Genomic DNA, 19,140 nt, shown 5'->3' on the forward strand with positions numbered 1-19,140 from the left:
CACCTTTCGATCGGGGGCACGCGACACACACCAAGGGGGGCGGGTGCGCCACGGGAAAGGAAAGGTCGAGAGGATCCGGGGGGCCTGCGGCCGGAAGGGGCCTGCGGGCTCATCCCTGCGGGGGATGCAACCGGCCGGGCCGGCCACACATTCCATACGGCCACCCGGCTCGCGGTCCGCCCGGGTACGGCGGTCACCCGCTCGGTGGCCCGGGGGATGTAACCACGGTGGGGGGCCGGTCATTCCGGCGACCGTGCCCGGTGGCTCAGGCCCGGATGGTGCTCCGCGGTCCGGGGATGTAACCACCCCGGCCGGTCCCGCATTCCGCCGGCCGACCGGCCGACGAACGGCCTGCTCACCGAACGGCCTGGTCACGCGGCCACGATGGTTACAACGACCCGGCGCCTGGACCCATGCCCCGCCACCCGGTAACGCCCGCCACCACAGACCCGCCAAACGGGCACATACCGCCGACTCCTGCGCGGATCATGCAGCTCTAAGGGGGGACAGACCTACCAATTCGGCCGATAACCGGCACCACAACTGCATGATCCACGCGGCCCGGGACGGACGGGGACAGGGACGGTGCCGGGGGGAGTGCCGAAGAGGGCGGCGGCCCGGTGGCTGGTGCCACCGGGCCGCCGCCCTCCTGCTGTTTCGGCCTTACTCGTCCGCGCCTGCGGCGGCGGTGCCACCGAGGTCGGCCGGGACGGCGTCCGGCACCACGGCCGGCCGGTCCGCGCCCGTGAAGACGAGCTTGGACTTGTCGATGTCCTCCGGATCGCCCTCGCAGTCCACCACCACGATCTGACCAGGGGTCAGCTCGTTGAAGAGGATCCGCTCGGACAGGTTGTCCTCGATGTCGCGCTGGATCGTGCGACGCAGCGGACGCGCACCGAGCACCGGGTCGAAGCCCTTCTTCGCCAGGTACTTCTTGGCGTTGTCGGTCAGCTCCAGGCCCATGTCCTTGTTCCGCAGCTGGCCCTCGATCCGCTGGATCATGATGTCGACGATCGACAGGATCTCCTGCTGGCGCAGCTGGTGGAAGACGATGGTGTCGTCGATCCGGTTGAGGAACTCAGGCCGGAAGTGCTGCTTGAGCTCGTCGTTGACCTTCTGCTTCATCCGGTCGTAGTTGGACTCGGAGTCCTCCGACGCCTGGAAACCGAGCGAGACCGCCTTGGCGACGTCGCGGGTGCCCAGGTTGGTGGTCAGGATGATGACCGTGTTCTTGAAGTCCACGATCCGGCCCTGACCGTCGGTGAGCCGACCGTCCTCCAGGATCTGGAGCAGCGTGTTGAACACGTCCGGGTGGGCCTTCTCGATCTCGTCGAAGAGGACCACCGAGAACGGCCGACGCCGCACCTTCTCGGTCAGCTGGCCGCCCTCGTCGTAGCCGACGTAGCCGGGAGGGGCACCCACCAGCCGGGAGACCGTGTAGCGGTCGTGGAACTCGGACATGTCCAGCTGGATGAGGGCGTCCTCGCTGCCGAACAGGAACTCGGCCAGCGCCTTGGAGAGCTCGGTCTTACCGACACCGGACGGGCCGGCGAAGATGAACGAGCCCGACGGACGCTTCGGGTCCTTCAGGCCGGCCCGGGTGCGCCGGATCGCCTTCGAGACCGCCTTGACCGCGTCCTCCTGGCCGATGACGCGCTTGTGCAGCTCGTCCTCCATGCGCAGCAGGCGCGAGGTCTCCTCCTCGGTCAGCTTGTAGACCGGGATGCCGGTCCAGTTGCCGAGCACCTCGGCGATCTGCTCGTCGTCGACCTCGCTGACGACGTCCAGGTCACCGGCCTTCCACTCCTTCTCCCGCTGGGCCTTCTGGCCGAGGAGCTGCTTCTCCTTGTCGCGCAGCTGGGCGGCGCGCTCGAAGTCCTGCGCGTCGATCGCGGACTCCTTGTCGCGACGCACCTGGGCGATGCGCTCGTCGAAGTCGCGCAGGTCTGGCGGCGCGGTCATCCGGCGGATCCGCATCCGGGCACCGGCCTCGTCGATCAGGTCGATCGCCTTGTCCGGCAGGAAGCGGTCGGAGATGTACCGGTCGGCCAGCGTCGCGGCGGCCACGAGAGCCGCGTCGGTGATGCTGACCCGGTGGTGCGCCTCGTAGCGGTCCCGCAGGCCCTTGAGGATCTCGATGGTGTGGGCCAGCGACGGCTCACCCACCTGGATCGGCTGGAAGCGGCGCTCGAGAGCGGCGTCCTTCTCCAGGTGCTTGCGGTATTCGTCGAGCGTGGTCGCGCCGATGGTCTGCAGCTCGCCGCGGGCCAGCATCGGCTTGAGGATGCTCGCCGCGTCGATCGCACCCTCGGCGGCACCCGCGCCGACCAGGGTGTGGATCTCGTCGATGAAGAGGATGATGTCGCCGCGGGTGCGGATCTCCTTGAGCACCTTCTTGAGGCGCTCCTCGAAGTCACCGCGATAGCGGGAACCGGCGACCAGGGCACCGAGGTCGAGCGTGTAGAGCTGCTTGTCCTTCAGCGTCTCGGGCACCTCGCCCTTGATGATCTTCTGGGACAGCCCCTCCACCACGGCGGTCTTGCCGACGCCGGGCTCACCGATCAGGACCGGGTTGTTCTTGGTCCGGCGGGAGAGCACCTGCATGACCCGCTCGATTTCCTTCTCGCGCCCGATGACCGGGTCGAGCTTGCCCTCGCGGGCGGCCTGGGTCAGGTTGCGGCCGAACTGGTCCAGCACGAGGCTGGTGGACGGCGCGGCCTCACCCGGCGTGGCGCCCGCCGCGGCCGGCTCCTTGCCCTGGTAGCCGGAGAGCAGCTGGATCACCTGCTGGCGGACCCGGTTGAGGTCGGCGCCGAGCTTGACCAGCACCTGGGCGGCGACGCCCTCACCCTCGCGGATCAGACCGAGCAGGATGTGCTCCGTGCCGATGTAGTTGTGGCCGAGCTGCAGCGCCTCGCGCAGGGACAGCTCCAGCACCTTCTTGGCCCGCGGCGTGAACGGGATGTGCCCGCTCGGCGCCTGCTGGCCCTGGCCGATGATCTCCTCGACCTGCTGTCGCACACCCTCCAGGGAGATGCCGAGGCTCTCCAGAGCCTTGGCGGCGACGCCCTCACCCTCGTGGATCAGGCCCAGCAGGATGTGTTCCGTACCGATGTAGTTGTGGTTGAGCATCCGGGCCTCTTCCTGGGCCAGGACGACAACCCGTCGCGCTCGGTCGGTGAACCGCTCGAACATGCCCTCGTGCTCCTCACGTGCCGTGCGCACTCGATCTTGATGGTCAAGAAGTCGTGGCGGGGCCGGTGCGCGGACGACCGGGACGGGCGTCCGTGCCTCCTTACTCTATCGCCGCGGACCGACTCCGCTGAGGTCGTGTGTCCCCGTCGGAGGCCGTGTACGCGTCGTTTTACACAACCGTCCGCGCTCAGGGGGTGTTCCGGTACCCCTGCCTGTACGCGCAGAGCGAAATTCGGCCACGGTCGCGGACCCGTCGTGCGGGTCGCCCCGGTGCCGACGCGGCCCGGATCCGGGCCGTCCGGGAGTCGTCCACAGGCTGTGGACAGACTCTCCACCGGCTGTGGACAACGACCGCCGGGACGGAATTCTTCCCGCTCGGACGCGGCCCCGGGCGGATACGGCGACGCCGGCCCGGAGTCGTGCTCCGGCCCGGCGTCGTTGTCGCCCGTCGGCGGTCCCGGTCAGTGACCGGCCTTCGCGTGGTACTCGTCGACGATCTCCTGGGGGATCCGGCCCCGGTCGGAGATGTCCTTACCGGCCTTCTTGGCCCAGGCGCGGATCGCCTTGTTCTGCTCCCGGTCGGCGGTGGCGCCACCCCGACCGCGTGCGGCCCGGCCGCCGACGACGACGCCGCCCCTGCCCACCTTGGTGCCGTGGGCGATGTACGAGGCGAATACGTCGCGCAATTTCTCGGCGTTCGAGCTCGACAGGTCGATCTCGTACTGAACGCCGTCGAGCGCGAACTTGACCGTCTCGTCAGCGTCCCCGCCGTCCAGGTCATCGACCAGCTTATGAATGATCTGCTTGGCCACGTCCCACATTCCTTTCGAGCAGGGTGCTCCTGCAAACTGTAAGCACGATAACCCGCCCGACGCTTGTCGCGTCAATAGGATGCGGTAACGACCCGGTGGAGATGCGCGGCTACTCCGGGCGAACCAGGGGGAAGAGGATGGTTTCCCGAATTCCCAGGCCGGTGAGCGCCATCAAGAGCCGGTCGATTCCCATTCCCATACCCCCGGCCGGCGGCATTCCGTACTCCATCGCCCGGAGGAAGTCCTCGTCCAGCCGCATGGCCTCGTCGTCGCCGCGGGCGGCGAGCTGGGCCTGGGCCACCAGCCGCTCCCGCTGCACCACCGGGTCCACCAGCTCGGAGTACGCGGTCCCCAGCTCGAAACCGAGCACGTAGAGGTCCCACTTCTCGGCCAGCCCGGGCTCGCTGCGGTGCGCCCGGGTCAGCGGGCTCGTCTCCTCCGGGTAGTCGCGGACGAAGGTGGGCGCCTGGAGGCTCGGCACCACCAGTTCCTCGAACAGTTCCTCCGCCAGCTTGCCCGACCCCCACTTCGGGTCGACCGCCAGACCGACCTTGTCGGCGTACTCCACCAGGCGGGCGCGCTCGGTGCGTACGGTGACCTCCTCGCCGAGCGCCTCGGAAAGCACCCCGAAGAGGGTGACCGAGCGCCACTCGCCGCCCAGATCGAACTCCCGGCCGTCGGCGTGCGTCACCACGGTCGAGCCGCTGACCGCGATCGCCGCCTGCTGCACGAGATTCCGGGTCAGCTCGGCCATGGTGTCGTAGTCGCCGTACGCCTCGTATGCCTCGAGCATCGCGAACTCGGGCGAGTGCGAAGAGTCGACACCCTCATTACGGAAGTTGCGGTTGATCTCGAAGACCCGGTCGACGCCGCCGACGACGGCCCGCTTGAGAAACAGTTCCGGCGCGATTCGCAGATACAGATCAGTGCTGAGTGCATTGCTGTGGGTCACGAATGGCCGGGCCGCCGCGCCGCCGTGCAGCAGTTGGAGCATCGGGGTCTCCACCTCGATGAAGCCCCGGCCGTGCAGCACGTCGCGCAGGCTGCGGACGGCCGCGGCCCGGGTACGCACCATCTGGCGGGCCTGCGGGCGGACGATCAGGTCCACGTAGCGCTGCCGGACCCGCGCCTCCTCGCTCAGCGGCTTGTGCGCCACCGGCAGCGGGCGCAGCGCCTTCGCCGTCACCGCCCACCGCTCGACCAGCACGGACAGCTCGCCACGCCGGCTGGTGATCACCTCGCCGGTCACCCCGACGAGGTCACCGAGGTCGACCAGGCGCTTCCAGTCGTCGAGCCGGTCGGCGCCGACCCGGTCGAGGGAGAGCATGGCCTGCAACTCCGTGCCGTCGCCGTCCCGGAGGGTGGCGAAGCAGAGCTTGCCGGTGTTGCGTACGAAGATCACCCGGCCGGTGATCGAGACCTGGTCTCCCGTGGCGGTGTCGGTCGGCAGCTCGGCGTACTTCTCGCGGATCTCGGCCAGCGTGCTGGTCCGGGGGAATCCGATGGGGTACGGCTCGACGCCCTCGGCGAGCATCCGGTCCCGCTTCTCCCGGCGGACCTTCATCTGCTCGGGAAGGTCGTCGGCGGGATCGACTGGCACGGGGTTCTGCTCGGTCACGGCACGCTTCCTCAGAAGGAGATTTCGGGCGGGGTCAGGCCCCGAGCGTACTCAAGGCGCTCGCGAGGCGTTACGGGATAACCGGCCCGCATGACCGGCCCCACTTCCGGCCACCTCACCCGGCCTTGTCGCCGTACCGCACGCTCGTCCGCCGGGCCCGACGGCGCTGCGGCCCGCTCGGCGCCCGGCCCCGGCGGCGACCGGGGTCAGACGTTGCGCTCGTAGACCATCCGCAGCCCGATCAGGGTGATCATCGGCTCGTGGTGGGTGATCGTGCGGCACTCGTTGATCACGAGCGACGCCAGCCCGCCGGTGGCGATCACCGCGCTCACCTCGCCCAGCTCCTCGATCATCCGCTCGACGATCCGGTCCACCTGCCCGGCGAAGCCGAAGTAGAGGCCGGACTGGAGGCACTCGACGGTGTTCTTGCCGATCACCGAGCGGGGCTTGGTCGCCTCCACCTTGCGCAGCTGGGCGGCCCGGGCGGCGAGCGCGTCGAAGGAGATCTCGATGCCCGGGGCGAAGGCGCCGCCGAGGAACTCGCCCCGGCCGCTGATCACGTCGAAGTTGGTGGTGGTGCCGAAGTCCACGACGATCGACGGACCGCCGTAGAGGGTGTACGCGGCCAGGGTGTTCACCACCCGGTCGGCGCCCACCTCCTTCGGGTTGTCGATGGCGAGTTGCACACCGGTGCGCACCCCGGGCTCGACGATCACGCTCGGCAGGTCCGCGTAGTAGCGCGACAGCATGGTGCGCAGCGAGCGCAGCGCGGCCGGCACGGTGGAGCAGGCCGCGACCCCGGTGATCTCGACCGCGTCCCCGGCGAGCAGCCCACGGAACTTCAGGCCCAGCTCGTCGGCCGTCGACCGCGCATCGGTCTTGATCCGCCAGGAGTGCACCAGCTTGTCGCCGTCGAAGGTCGCCAGCACGGTGTTGGTGTTTCCGATGTCGATGCAGAGCAGCACGCACGCAGCCTAGACAACGGCCGGCCGCCGGTTCACCCGGTGCGCAGGTCCATCGCGACGTCGAGGATCGGCGAGGAGTGCGTCAGGGCCCCGACCGACAGGAAGTCGACGCCGGTCGCCGCGTACCGCGCCGCCACGTCGAGGGTCAGCCCGCCGGTCGCCTCCAGCTCCGCCCGGTCCCCCACCGACGCGACCACCTCGGTGAGCATCTCCGGGGTCATGTTGTCCAGCAGCAGGAAGTCGGCCCCGGCCTCGACCGCCTCCACCGCCTCGGCGACGGTGTCCACCTCGACCTGCACCGGCACGTCCGGGAAGGCCTCCCGGACCCGGCGGAACGCCGCCGTGATGCCGCCCGCCGCGAACTTGTGGTTGTCCTTGATCATCGCGACGTCGTGCAGGCCCATCCGCTTGTTCGTCCCGCCGCCCGCGCGGACCGCGTACTTCTCCAGGGCGCGCAGGCCCGGGGTCGTCTTGCGGGTGTCCAGCACCATCGCCTTGGTGCCGGCCAGCGCGTCCGCCCAGGCCCGGGTGTGGGTGGCGACCCCGGACATCCGGCAGAGCAGGTTGAGCGCCGTCCGCTCGGCGGTGAGCAGCAGCCGGGTCGGGCCGGTCACCGTGGCCAGCACGTCGCCGCGCGCCACCCGCTCGCCGTCGCGGGCCACCACCGACACCTCGACCGTACGGCCGGCGCCGGTCGTCTCGCCGACCAGCTCGAACACGGCCGCCGCCACGGCCAGCCCGGCCACCACGCCGTCGGCGCGGGCCACCAGGTCGGCCGTGTCGGTCTGGTCGGCCGGGATCGTGGCGACGCTGGTGACGTCCAGGAAGTCCGGCCCCAGGTCCTCGGCGAGCGCGGCCTCGACCGTCTGCCGCACCCGCGCCGGATCCAGGCCGGCGTCCCGCAGTGCCCGTTCCGTCGACTCCGTCATCGGGTCCCCTCCCACGCTTGCGTCAGCCGGCCCTGCGCCCCGACCGCGCCGACCAGGTGGCCGTGCCACCGCTCGTCGGCCGTCGGGAAGTCCTCCCGCCAGTGGCAGCCCCGGGTCTCCCGGCGGGCGTACGCGGCGGCGACCAGCGTCGACGCCACGGTGATCAGGTTCGTCGCCTCCCAGTCGGCCGTCCGGGGCCGGCCCCGGCCCTCGCCGAGCGCGGTCAGCACGCCGGCGGTCCCGGCGAGGGTCTCCGCCGAGCGGAGCACGCCCGCGCCCCGGGTCATCGCCCGTTGCAGCGTCGGCGTCGCCTCGGCCGGCACCACCCAGCCCTCGCCGCCCACCCAGGCGCCGGTCGCCGCCGGCTGGGCCTGCTCGGGCAGCCCGGCCGCGATGTCCTCGGCGATCCGCCGGGAGAAGACCAGCCCCTCCAGCAGCGAGTTGCTGGCCAGCCGGTTCGCGCCGTGCACGCCGGTGCAGGCGACCTCGCCGCACGCGTACAGCCCGGGGATGGAGGTGCGCCCGCGCAGATCGGTGCGGACGCCGCCGGAGGCGTAGTGCGCGGCCGGGGCGACCGGGATCAGGTCGGTCGCCGGGTCGACCCCGATGGCCAGGCAGGACGCGACGATGGTCGGGAAGCGCCGGGCCAGGAAGTCACCGCCCAGGTGCCGGGCGTCGAGGAACACGTGGTCCGCCCCGGTGGCCAGCAGGACCCGGTGGATGCCCTTGGCCACCACGTCCCGGGGCGCCAGCTCGGCCAACTCGTGCTGCCCGAGCATGAACCGCTTGCCGTCGCCGTCCACCAGGTGGGCGCCCTCGCCGCGCAACGCCTCGGAGACCAGCGGCTGCTGGGCGTGCCCGGCGCCGGGCACGCCGGCACCGGCCGGGGTGATCAGCGCGGTCGGGTGGAACTGGACGAACTCCACGTCGGTCACCGCCGCGCCGGCCCGCATCGCGAGGGCCACCCCGTCCCCGGTCGACACGGCCGGGTTGGTGGTGGCCGCATAGATCTGGCCCATCCCGCCGGTGGCCAGGACGACCGCCCGGGCCAGGATGGCACCCACCCCGTCCTCGCTGCCCTCGCCGAGCACGTGCAGGGTGATGCCGCAGGCCGGGCCGAGCCCGTCCGGGGAGTCCCCGGGGGCGCGCAGCAGGTCCAGCACCAGGGCGTGCTCGACCAGCCGGATCCAGGGGTCGCGGCGCACGGCGGCGTGCAGGGCGCGCTGCACCTCGGCCCCGGTGGCGTCGCCGCCGGCGTGCACGATCCGGTCGGCCCGGTGCCCGCCCTCCCGGGTGAGCATCAGCGAGCCGTCCGGGTTGCGGTCGAACTCCGCCCCGATCCGCATCAGCTCGCGCAGCCGGGTGGGGCCCTCCTCGACCAGCACCCGCACCGCCGCCGGGTCGCAGAGCCCGACGCCGGCGATCTCGGTGTCCGAGGCGTGCGCGGTCGGGGTGTCCTGCGGGTCGAGCACGGCGGCGATGCCGCCCTGCGCCCAGCGGGTCGACCCCTCGTCGATGTCGACCTTGGTGACGACGGTGACGTGCAGCCCCGCCTCGCGCAGGTGCAGCGCGGCGGTCAGGCCCGCCACCCCGGAACCGACCACGATCACGTCGGTGGTCTCCACCCAGCCGGGCGCGGGGGCGGCCAGCAGTCTGGGCAGCGCCGGCAGGTCGACGGTCGGAAGGTCCATACCCACAGTCAACCCGAAGGGTCCTCGCGGGGGGCGGCGGGGGCGGGACGAGTGGTTTGGGCCATCCGGCCCGGCGGGCGCTACCTCGTCCGGACCGGGAGGGCCGCCGGGCCCGCGCCACGTAGCGAGCCGGTCACCGTACGGTCGTCGAGCCAGAGGTAGCAGCGGACGCCCCGGTCGCCGACGCGCCACCGGCCCGATCCCGGCGGGCGGACCACCACACCGCTGCGGAAGCGCAGGTCGGCGTCGTCGGGCACCCCCACGTGGCGGGCGAGCACCGAGCGGCAGCCGGCGTAGAGCGGGGCCCAGTCGGCGGGGCGGGTCGGGTACGGGCGGTCGGGCGCCCGCCACACCCCGACGAACTCGGCGTCGTGCTTGGCGGCGCAGTCGACCGGGAGCAGCGTCCGCACCGACCCGCCCCGCGAGCGGGCCTGCTGGCAGCCCAGCCGCAGCGGGGACGGCCCCCGCAGCGCGTCCCGGAGGCTGCCGGTGCGGACCACCACCGTGGCGGCGGCCTCGGCGGTGCTCACCTCGGTCAGGTCGCACCGGTACCAGCGGGCGCCGGCCGTCCAGCCCGTCCCGGACGGCACCGCCACCGCCAGCCGCAGCCGCCCCGTCCGCCAGTCGGCGCCCACGTGACCGGTCGCCCGGGCGTCGCAGTCGGCGAAGGCGCCCCGCAACTCGGCCGAGCCGCCCGCCGGCGGGGCGGGCCGCCCGGCCGGGAAGGCGCCCACGTGCACGGTCTCGACCCGGTGCGGCGCGGCGCAGTCCACCGGCGCGTACGCCGCCAGGGTCACCACGTCGAGGAAGTCGGCGACCTGGCACACCCCGGCGGCCGGGGTGAAGGGCCCGGGAGCGGGCAGGGCCGCCCAGTCGTCGGCCAGGTCACCGTCCAGCCCACCGGCATCGGCGCAGCCGGCCAGGAGTGCGGCCGTGGCGACGGCAGCGAGCAGGGCACTCATCGCACGGCGCATCGCGGCCTCCCCCAGCCACCCGCGTCTCTCGACGGGCAACCAGACTACCCAGGGATGACCTTCCGGTGACAGACCGCAAGCGCGCCCACTTCGACGCCCGCGAGCTCCCGGAGGGTCGCGAAGGGGACGAACCGCACAGAAGCTCCCGCGCGGAACGGGCGAAGGAGGTGCCGGGCGGGGTCAGACGGCGGCGGCGAAGGGGTTGGGGATCGGGGCACCGGCGGTGCCGGGGGCGGCGGTGGTCGGGTCGGTGTTCAGCTCGACGACCCGGTTGTCGGCGTCCACGTGCACGACCCGCGGCCGGTACGCGCGGGCCTCGGCGTCGTCCATCTGCCCGTACGAGATGAGGATGACCAGGTCCCCCGGGTGCACCAGGTGGGCGGCGGCGCCGTTGATGCCGATCACGCCGCTGCCCCGCTCGCCCGGGATCACGTACGTCTCCAGCCGCGCCCCGTTGGTGATGTCCACGATCGCCACCTGCTCGCCGGGGATCAGGTCGGCGGCGTCGAGCAGGTCCTCGTCGACGGTCACCGAGCCGACGTAGTGCAGGTCGGCCTGGGTCACCGTGGCCCGGTGGATCTTCGACTTGAGCATGGTGCGCAGCATCGGGATGCCTTTCGCGGAAGGTGGCGGGGGTGGGGTTCAGGAACGGGGGGCGAGCCGGATCGCCGCGTTGTCGATCAACCGGGTGGCGCCCACCCAGGCGGCGACGAGCAGCCGCGCCGGCCCGGAGACCGGCCCCGGCTCCAGGTCCGGGTCGGTGAGCACCAGGTAGTCGAGCCGCGCGCCGGGCGTACCGGCGCCGAAGGCCGCGTGCGCGGCGGCGAGCACCGCCCCCGCGTCACCGCCCTCGTCGGCGGTCGCCGCCCCGGCCCGCAGCGCCGCCGACAGGCTCAGCGCGGCCTCCCGCTCGGCCGGGGAGAGGTAGCGGTTGCGGCTGGACAGGGCCAGCCCGTCCGGCTCCCGCACGGTCGGCACGCCGACCACCTCGACCGGCACGTCGAGGTCCCGGGCCATCCGCCGCACCAGGGTCAGCTGCTGGTAGTCCTTCTCGCCGAAGAACGCCAGGTCGGGGCGGGTGAGCTGGAGCAGCTTCAGCACCACCGTGAGCACCCCGTGGAAGAACCCGGGGCGGCTCTGCCCCTCCAGGTCCTCGCCCAGCGGGCCCGGGTTCACCCGGACCCGGGGCTGGCCGTCCGGGTACATGTCGGCCACCGAGGGGGCGAAGACCACGTCCGCGCCGGCCCGCCGGCAGATCTCCAGGTCCGCGTCGAGGGTGCGCGGGTAGCGGTCGAAGTCCTCGTTCGGGCCGAACTGCAACGGGTTGACGAAGATCGTGACGAGCACGTGGTCGGCCCGCTCCCGGGCCGCCCGCAGCAGCGTCTCGTGCCCGGAGTGCAGGGCACCCATGGTCATCACGACGCCGACGGTGCCCTTCAGCCCGTCCCGCGCCGCCGCCAGCTCGGCGCGGCCGTGCACCAGTTCCGTCACGCGGTCCCCTCCGTCCACCGTCGGCCCGTTCACGCCGCCACCTGCCGCCGGTCGCCGGCGAGCACGCCGAGCAGCGACTCCGCGTCGACCGGCCGCAGCCGGCCCGCCGCGATGGCCCGGTCGGCCGTACGCCGGGCCAGGGCCAGGTAGGGCGCGACCGACTCGGGGGCGGTCGCGGCGAGCCGGGCCAGGTGCCGCTCGACCGTGCCGGCGTCGCCCCGGGACACCGGCCCGGTCAGGGCGTCGTCGCCGAGGCGCAGCGCGTTCTCCAGGGCGGCCCGCAGCAGCGGGGCGAGCACCTTCTCCGGCTGGGTCACCCCGGCGTCGCGCAGCCGGTCGGCGGCCTCGTTGACCAGGGTCACCAAATGGTTGGCGCCGTGCGCCAGCGCCGCGTGGTAGAGCGGCCGGTCCGCCTCCCCGACCCACTCCGGCACCCCGCCGAGGTCGGCGACCAGCCGGGCGGCCAGGGGGCGCAGCTCCGCCGGGGCGGTCACCCCGTACGAGATGCCCGCCAGCCGGGCCAGGTCGTCCGGCGTACCGGTGAAGGTCATCGCGGGGTGCAGGGCGAGCGGGCGGGCGCCCGCCGCGGCGGCGGGGGCGAGCACGGCCAGCCCGTGCGCGCCGGAGGTGTGCGCGACCACCTGGCCGGGGCGCAGCGCTCCGCCGTCGGCCAGTGCGGCGACCACCCCGGCGAGCGCGTCGTCGGGCACGGCGACCAGCAGCAGGTCGGCGGCCGCCCGCGCCACGGCGGCGGTGGAACGGCGGGGCACCCCGGGAAGCAGCAGCGCGGCCCGGGCCCGGGAGGCGCCCGAGCCGGCCGTGACGGCGACGACCCGGTGGCCGGCGGCGGCGAGCGCGGCGCCCAGAACGGTGCCGACCCGGCCGGAGCCGACGACGCCGACGGTGAGGAGACGGGGGGTGGCGGCCGGCGGGACGGCGGGCCCGTGGGGGGCGGCCGGGCGCGGGCGCAGGGGTGCGCTCATGGGCGACGATCCAGTCCTCGAGAAGGGGTACCGGTCGATGGCAAGTATGCGCCGGGGTCACGGAACCGGGACAAGGATGTGTGAAAACGTTCACCGCCGGCACCCGGCGGCACGACCGCCGGGACGGGGACGGACGGTCCCCGCCCGACCGGCTGACCGTAGGGTCGGCACGGTGACGCACGCTGAGCGAGGGCCGAGCTGATGTCGATCCGCTGGTGGGACGCGATGGAACGGGCGCTCTACGGGCCGGGCGGCTTCTTCGTCTCCGGCCCGGGGCCGGCCGGCCACTTCCGCACCAGCGTGCACGCGTCGCCAGCCTTCACCGCCGCGCTGCTGCGGCTGGTCGAGCAGGTCGACGCCACCCTCGACCGTCCCCGCGTCCTCTCCGTCGTCGACGTGGGGGCGGGCCGCGGCGAGCTGCTGCGCGGGCTCTCCGCCGCGTTGGGGGCCACCGGGGCCGCTCCCCGCCCGTCGCCCGCCGGGTCGCCGTCCGCCGTCGGTGCGTCCCCCGCGCCGGTCCCGCTCGCCTCCCGGGTACGCCTCACCGCCGTCGAGAAGGCGGCCCGGCCCGCCGGCCTCCCCGCGGAGATCGGGTGGGTGGACGAGATCCCCGCCGGGCTCACCGGGCTGCTCGTGGCCACCGAGTGGCTCGACAACGTGCCGCTCGACGTGGCAGCGCACGCCGGGGACGGCTGGCGGTACCTGCTGGTCGACCCGGCCACCGGGGAGGAGACCGTCGGTGACCCCGTCGGCCACGCCGACGCCGACTGGCTCGCCAGGTGGTGGCCGGCGCCGGTGGGCGGAGCCGACGGGACCGGGCCGGGGCTCCGGCACCCGGTCGGCGCGCGTGCCGAGATCGGCCGGACGCGCGACGACGCCTGGGCCGCAGCGGTCGGCAGGTTGGACCGGGGGCTGGCGTTGGCCGTGGACTACGGGCACCTGCGCGACGGCCGGCCCGTGGACGGGACGTTGACCGGGTACCGGGGCGGGCGGCAGGTGCCGCCGGTGCCGGACGGGACCCGCGACGTCACCGCGCACGTCGCCGTCGACTCGGTCGCCTCCGCCGGTGCCACGGTCGCCGGGTGCGCGTACGACCTCGTGTCGCAGCGGGAGGCGCTGCGGGCGCTCGGGGCCGACGGCGGGCGACCACCGCTGAGCCTGGCCGCCGGCGACCCGGCCGGGTACGTGCGGGCGCTCGCCGCCGCGTCGGCGGTGGCCGAGCTGACCGACCCGGCCGGCTTGGGCGGGCACTGGTGGCTGCGGCAACCGGTCGGCGTCGACCCCGGGCCGTTCATGGCACGATGACAGTCATGACCACGGACGCCGGCGACCTCCGCGAGCTGACCGTCGGCACCGGGGCCGGCGGCGAGCAGCTCGGCACCGACATGGTGCTCAACATCGGGCCGCAGCACCCCTCCACGCACGGCGTGCTCCGGCTCAGGCTGGTGCTCGACGGCGAGCGGGTGGTGGCCTGCGAGCCGATCGTCGGCTACATGCACCGGGGCGCGGAGAAGCTGTTCGAGGTCCGCGACTACCGGCAGATCATCGTGCTGGCCAACCGGCACGACTGGCTCTCGGCCTTCTCCAACGAGCTGGGCGTGGTGCTCGCCGTGGAACGGCTGATGGGCATGGAGGTGCCGGAGCGGGCCACCTGGCTGCGGATGGCGCTGGCCGAGCTGAACCGGGTGCTCAACCACCTGATGTTCCTCGGCTCCTACCCGCTGGAGATCGGCGCGATCACGCCGATGTTCTACGCCTTCCGCGAGCGGGAGACCATCCAGGCGGTGATGGAGGAGGTCTCCGGCGGCCGGATCCACTACATGTTCAACCGGGTGGGCGGGCTCAAGGAGGAGGTCCCCGCCGGCTGGACCGGCCGGGCGCGGGCCGCCATCGCCGAGGTCCGCCGGCGGATGCCGGACCTGGACAACCTCATCCGGCGCAACGACATCTTCCTGGCCCGTACGGTCGGCGTCGGGGTGCTCTCCGCGGCGGACGCCGCCGCGTTCGGCGCGTCCGGGCCCGTCGCCCGGGCCTCCGGCCTCGACCTGGACCTGCGCCGCGACGAGCCCTACCTGGCCTACGACCAGCTGGACGTGCCGGTCGTGACGAAGACCGCCGGGGACTGCCACGCCCGCTTCGAGGTGCTGCTCGACCAGGTGTACGCCTCGCTCGACCTCGCCGAGCAGTGCCTGGACCGGGTGGACCGGCTCACCGGGCCGGTCAACACCCGGCTACCGAAGGTGCTCAAGGCCCCGGAGGGGCACACCTACGCCTGGACCGAGAACCCGCTCGGCATCAACGGCTACTACCTGGTCTCCCGGGGCGAGAAGACGCCGTGGCGGCTGAAGCTGCGCACCGCGTCGTACGCGAACGTGCAGGCGCTGGCCACCCTGCTCCCCGGCTGCCTGGTGCCGGACCTGATCGCCATCCTCGGCTCGATGTTCTTCGTGGTCGGCGACATCGACAAGTGACCCGACCGCGCCCGTCCGGTCGCGGCGGGCGGCGCGGGGTCAGCGCCAGCGGTCGGCGTTGCGGGCGCCGCCCGCGCGGGGCTCGTCGCCCTGCGGCGGGTAGCCGTGGTGCTCCTCCTGCCGCCGGCCGTACCGCTCCGGCTCGGGCTCCGCCCGGCGGGTGCGGTGCGCCTCGGGCGGACCGGCGTCGTGCCGCGCCCCGGGCTGGTGTCCCCGCTGACGGGGCGGACGCCACTCGTCCGGCACCGGCACCCCGCCGGCCGGCAGGGCCGGGGCGTCGTCCGGCTCCGGCCAGCCGCCGCGCCACCCGTCGTCCGCCCGGTCCGGACCCCGGCGCGGCTCGTCCCGCCGGACCGCCGCCCAGCGGTCCGCGACCCGGTACTCGGTGCCGGTCGCGTCCGCGTGCACCTCGGCCCGCCGCTCCCCGACCCGCAGCTCCCGACCCCGCTCGTCGTCCCGCACGGCGGCCCACCGGTCCCCGGCGCGCAGCTGCGACCAGTACTCCCCGCTCTCCGCCCCCGCCTCGTCGGGCGGGTACGACCGGCCGCGCCCGCGCGCTTCGGCCGGCGCCGCCCAGCCCGGTGCCTCCGCGCCGCCCCGACCCGGTTCGTCCCACTGCTGTCCGCGCTCGTCGGGCCGCCCCGGCCACTCCCGCTCGCCGCGCTCGCCGGACCACTCCCGGCCGCCGGGCTGGGCGGACCACTCCCGGCCGCCGGGCTGGGCGGACCACTCCCGCTCGCCGGGCTCGGCGGGCCACTCCCGGCCGCCGGGCTGGACCGGCCGGGGACGGTCGTCCCGGGCGGCCCCGGGGCCCGGTGGCGACGCGTCGTCGTCCCGGCGTGGCCGGTCCTCGCGGCGGGGCCGGTCCTCCGGTCCGCCGTGCCCGTGACCGGCCCAGGGACGGTCGTCCGGCTCACCCGGCCACGGCCGCTCCTCCTGCTCCGGCGACCAGCGTCCCGCGTACCCGCCGTCGTACCGGGCCGCCCGGTCGCCGGGGACGGACGCGGCGCCGTCCACGATGGTGTGCCGCGTGGTGACGTGCACGGTCTCGGTGTGCCGCACCACCCCGAGCGGCCGGGCCGAGGGCTGGCTCGCCGGCTCCGCCGGCCGGGCCGCCCCGTACACCCCGGCCGCTCCGCCGGCGGCAGGCCGGTCCGCGCCGTACCCGCCGGCCGTACCCGTAGCCGGCCCGGCCGCGCCGTACCCGGCGGCCGGGCCGGGTGCGGGCCGTTCGGCCCCCGGAGCCGGCTGCGGCCTGCGGGCGGGCTCCTCGTCGCCCCGGTCGGCGCGTCCCCGGTGGGACACCGCGTCGTCCTGGTCCGGTGCCCGCCTGCGGCCGGTGACCGCGTCGTCGACGGACGCCCGGGCCCGGCCGGCGCCGGCCGGGGCCTCGACGCCGGCCAGCGCGGCGCTGCTCGCGTCCAGCCGCCGACGCAGCGCGGTGACCTCATCCTGTGCCCGCTGAGCGTGGTCGAGCGCCTGGTTGCCCCGTTGGGCGGCGGCCACGATCTCCCCGCGCAACTCGCGGCGGAGCTGCTCGATCTCGTCCAGCAGCTCGTCGGTGCGGGCCGGGCCCGCGCCGTCGGCGCGCAACGCGATCGACAGGCCGATCAGGACGACGGCCAGGATGGCGAGCACGGCGGCGAACCGCAGCGGGCCGTTGCCGTCGGCGACGAGCAGGATCAACGCCGCCACCGGCGCCAGGGCCACACCTACCCAGAAGAGCACGGTGAGCAGCGACGGGCTGCGCTTGTCGGCGGGGGCGACCGGGGCTGGCATGGGTCCGCAGCCTACCGAGGGCTGCCCCGCCGGGGAAAGGGTGAACAGGGCATCCGGCGTCTTCGCCGTCGACCGCCCCGCCGGCCGTCGACCGGCCGGCTGCTCGACGTCGGCCCCGCCCGTCGGCCGCCGGTGGCACGGGGCCACCGGCGGCCGGTCGGGGATCAGCCGACGGCCAGTGCGCCGTCCGAGGAGAACACCAGACCCACGCTCGCGGCCCCGGTCTTCAGCGCGTTCTTGGTCTGCGGGCCGCCCTGGTCCAGCGAGCTGAACGAGCCGGCCTTGAAGTCGTAGACCTGGACCAGCCCCGCCTGGCACTTCGGCCGCTGCGGGCACTCGGGCGGCCCGGCCAGCACCGTGGCCTGGCCCGAGCACTTGGCGGCCAGCTCGGAGAGCGTCCTGACGCCGTACTTGTCGGCGAACGCCTTCGTCACGGCGAAGGCGTTCTGGTCCTGCGCGGCAGCCGGCGTGCCGAAGACGAGGCCGGCCTTGTCGCCGGCCGCCTTGAGCGCCGCGACGGTCTTCTCCAGCTCCGGCGACGACACCGGCTGGGCGTCCTTGCCGTTGGCCTTGGTGTTGAGGAACTCGGCCATGGTCGCCGCGTACTCCGGGACGACCTGGATCTCGCCCTTCTCCAGGGCTGGCTCGTAGAGCTCGCGGTTGCCGATCTGCTGCACCTTGGCGTCGTAGCCGGCGGCGGTCAGGGCGATCTTGTAGAGCTCGGCCAGGATCTGGTTCTCCGTGAAGTTGGCCGCGCCGATCACGATCTGCCCGCCGGGCCCCTTGGCGATGCCGGCGGTGACGTCGTTGGCCGCCGCGAACTCCTCGGCCGCCTTCTGCGCCGTCTTGCGGTCGACGTCGACGGCCTTGTTGAGCTGGATCAGCTTCGGCGTGTCGAGTGCGGCCGAGACCTTGTCCAGCGCCGCGATCAACTGCGGGTTGGCCGCGTCGGCGTTGACCGCCGGGATGACGTTGTCGGTGTTCTGGAGCTTCTTGTCGTCGTCGAGGACGACGAGCTGGTCACCGGCGACCGGCGCGCAGCCGGCCCCCGAGGCCGCCTGCTCCGGGGCGTCCGTGCCGGAGGAGCCGGCGTCGCCGCAGCCGGTCAGCATCCCCGCCGCGGCGAGGGCTCCCACCGCACCGACCGCCAGGCGTGTACGTGCGCGCATCAGTGCCCGCCTTCCGTGTCCCGGCGCGACCCTGTCGGGCCGGCCGCGTGTCCGACGGGCGATCTCCGTCCGGCCGCCCGCTGTGTCCCACGGGCGGCTCGCCTTGCGGCCGCCCGGTTTCCCACCCCAACATCTTCCACGCGGGACCGACAACCCGGAGCGGAGTTTGTCACCGGATCGTCACCGGAGGTGAACCGGATTCGCCGTCGCGCGCCCGCCCGGGCTCGGCGTCCGGGTGGGCGGACGACGCTCAGCCGCCGACCACCGCCTGCGCCGCCCGGCGACGCGCCCGACCGCGACCGGCCCGCAGCGGGCGCGGCGTGACCAGCCGCTCGACCAGGGCCAGCACCAGCTCCAACAGCATGGCGAGCCCGGCCACCAGCACGCCCCCGGCGATGATCTGGCCGCCGCCGGCGGCGATGTCCAGCCCGAAGCCCGCCCGGATGATCTGGCCCAGGCCGCCGCCGTTGACGAAGGACGCCAGCGCGGCCGTCGCCACCACCTGCACCGCCGCCGTGCGGAACCCGGCCGCCAGGTAGGGCACCGCCAGCGGCAGCTCGACCCGGCGCAGCAACTGCCATCCCGAGAAGCCCATCCCGCGCGCCGCGTCCCGGGCCTCCGGATCGGCCTGCCGCACCCCCGTGTACGCGTTGGCCAGCAGCGGCGGCACGGCGAAGACGGCCAGCGCGACCACCACCGACGGCCGGCCGAAACCGAGGAAGGTCAGCGGCAGGATGGTGAGCAGGGCGAGCGTGGGAACGGCGAGCGACACGTTGGACACCAGCACCACCAGGCCGCCGCCCCGGCCGGTGTGCCCGAGCCAGAGCCCGATCGGCCAGGCGACCAGGCAGCCGAGCGCCACCGCCGCCGCCGACATCGACAGGTGCTCGCCGAGCCGGTCCAGGACCCCGCCCGGGTTCGTCCAGTTCAGCGGGTCGTTGAGCCAGACCAGTGCCGCCTCGACCGGATTCACCGAGCCGACCTCCCGTTCGCGACTGCGGGACTCCGCTGCGCTGCGTTCCTCACGCTCACCGAGCCAACCCTCCGCTCACGACTGCGGGAC

The 19,140-nt window shown here is 74.0% G+C and carries 15 protein-coding genes; 2 read left to right on the top strand and 13 right to left on the bottom strand.

What is annotated here, in order from left to right; translation table 11 throughout:
- Nucleotides 1-663 precede the first annotated feature (663 nt).
- From ACFHW0_RS30860 to ACFHW0_RS30905, 10 genes are all read right to left on the bottom strand, one after another.
- Complete coding sequence (locus ACFHW0_RS30860) at nt 664-3,195, bottom strand: ATP-dependent Clp protease ATP-binding subunit (RefSeq protein ID WP_416613160.1); 2,532 nt, start codon at nt 3,193-3,195, stop codon at nt 664-666.
- A 461-nt stretch (nt 3,196-3,656) separates the two neighbouring features.
- Complete coding sequence (locus ACFHW0_RS30865; RefSeq protein ID WP_165947879.1) at nt 3,657-4,007, bottom strand: histone-like nucleoid-structuring protein Lsr2; 351 nt, start codon at nt 4,005-4,007, stop codon at nt 3,657-3,659.
- 109 nt (nt 4,008-4,116) lie between these two features.
- The gene (gene lysS, locus ACFHW0_RS30870) at nt 4,117-5,625 is read right to left on the bottom strand and encodes a lysine--tRNA ligase (protein WP_416613148.1); all 1,509 of its coding nucleotides are present in this window, start codon (nt 5,623-5,625) and stop codon (nt 4,117-4,119) included.
- A gap of 206 nt (nt 5,626-5,831) precedes the next feature.
- Complete coding sequence (locus ACFHW0_RS30875) at nt 5,832-6,590, bottom strand: type III pantothenate kinase (RefSeq protein WP_357879233.1); 759 nt, start codon at nt 6,588-6,590, stop codon at nt 5,832-5,834.
- 32 nt (nt 6,591-6,622) lie between these two features.
- Complete coding sequence (gene nadC, locus ACFHW0_RS30880) at nt 6,623-7,519, bottom strand: carboxylating nicotinate-nucleotide diphosphorylase (protein ID WP_416613149.1); 897 nt, start codon at nt 7,517-7,519, stop codon at nt 6,623-6,625.
- Nucleotides 7,516-9,210 (bottom strand): L-aspartate oxidase, encoded by a 1,695-nt coding sequence (locus ACFHW0_RS30885; RefSeq protein ID WP_416613150.1) that lies wholly within the window; start codon nt 9,208-9,210, stop codon nt 7,516-7,518. The genes nadC and ACFHW0_RS30885 overlap by 4 nt, the downstream gene beginning before the upstream one ends.
- Nucleotides 9,211-9,290: 80 nt before the next feature.
- A complete protein-coding gene (locus ACFHW0_RS30890) occupies nt 9,291-10,184 on the bottom strand; it encodes a septum formation family protein (protein WP_416613151.1) in 894 nt (297 codons plus the stop codon).
- Between the two features lie 180 nt (nt 10,185-10,364).
- A complete protein-coding gene (panD, locus tag ACFHW0_RS30895; RefSeq protein ID WP_416613152.1) occupies nt 10,365-10,790 on the bottom strand; it encodes an aspartate 1-decarboxylase in 426 nt (141 codons plus the stop codon).
- Nucleotides 10,791-10,826: 36 nt separating this feature from the next.
- Nucleotides 10,827-11,675: a pantoate--beta-alanine ligase gene (gene panC, locus ACFHW0_RS30900; RefSeq protein WP_416613153.1), complete on the bottom strand. Its 849-nt coding sequence runs from the start codon at nt 11,673-11,675 to the stop codon at nt 10,827-10,829.
- A gap of 29 nt (nt 11,676-11,704) precedes the next feature.
- The gene (locus tag ACFHW0_RS30905; RefSeq protein WP_416613154.1) at nt 11,705-12,658 is read right to left on the bottom strand and encodes a Rossmann-like and DUF2520 domain-containing protein; all 954 of its coding nucleotides are present in this window, start codon (nt 12,656-12,658) and stop codon (nt 11,705-11,707) included.
- Between the two features lie 201 nt (nt 12,659-12,859).
- Between ACFHW0_RS30905 and ACFHW0_RS30910 the strand changes: the two genes are divergently transcribed.
- Both ACFHW0_RS30910 and ACFHW0_RS30915 read left to right on the top strand, forming a co-directional pair.
- Nucleotides 12,860-13,963: an SAM-dependent methyltransferase gene (locus ACFHW0_RS30910; RefSeq protein ID WP_416613155.1), complete on the top strand. Its 1,104-nt coding sequence runs from the start codon at nt 12,860-12,862 to the stop codon at nt 13,961-13,963.
- On the top strand, nt 13,960-15,129 hold the full coding sequence (locus tag ACFHW0_RS30915; RefSeq protein ID WP_416613156.1) for an NADH-quinone oxidoreductase subunit D: 1,170 nt from the start codon (nt 13,960-13,962) through the stop codon (nt 15,127-15,129). The genes ACFHW0_RS30910 and ACFHW0_RS30915 overlap by 4 nt, the downstream gene beginning before the upstream one ends.
- A gap of 39 nt (nt 15,130-15,168) precedes the next feature.
- Here ACFHW0_RS30915 and ACFHW0_RS30920 read toward each other — a convergent pair whose 3' ends face one another.
- The 3 genes from ACFHW0_RS30920 to ACFHW0_RS30930 form a co-directional block, all read right to left on the bottom strand.
- Nucleotides 15,169-16,908 (bottom strand): hypothetical protein, encoded by a 1,740-nt coding sequence (locus ACFHW0_RS30920; protein ID WP_416613157.1) that lies wholly within the window; start codon nt 16,906-16,908, stop codon nt 15,169-15,171.
- A gap of 164 nt (nt 16,909-17,072) precedes the next feature.
- Entirely contained in the window at nt 17,073-18,077 is a 1,005-nt protein-coding gene (locus ACFHW0_RS30925) for a glycine betaine ABC transporter substrate-binding protein (protein ID WP_416613158.1), read from the bottom strand.
- Nucleotides 18,078-18,327: 250 nt separating this feature from the next.
- On the bottom strand, nt 18,328-19,050 hold the full coding sequence (locus ACFHW0_RS30930; protein WP_416613159.1) for an ABC transporter permease: 723 nt from the start codon (nt 19,048-19,050) through the stop codon (nt 18,328-18,330).
- Nucleotides 19,051-19,140: the final 90 nt, after the last annotated feature.

Origin of the sequence: Micromonospora sp. LOL_025, from assembly GCF_048060285.1 — a bacterium.
Classification (GTDB): domain Bacteria; phylum Actinomycetota; class Actinomycetes; order Mycobacteriales; family Micromonosporaceae; genus Micromonospora.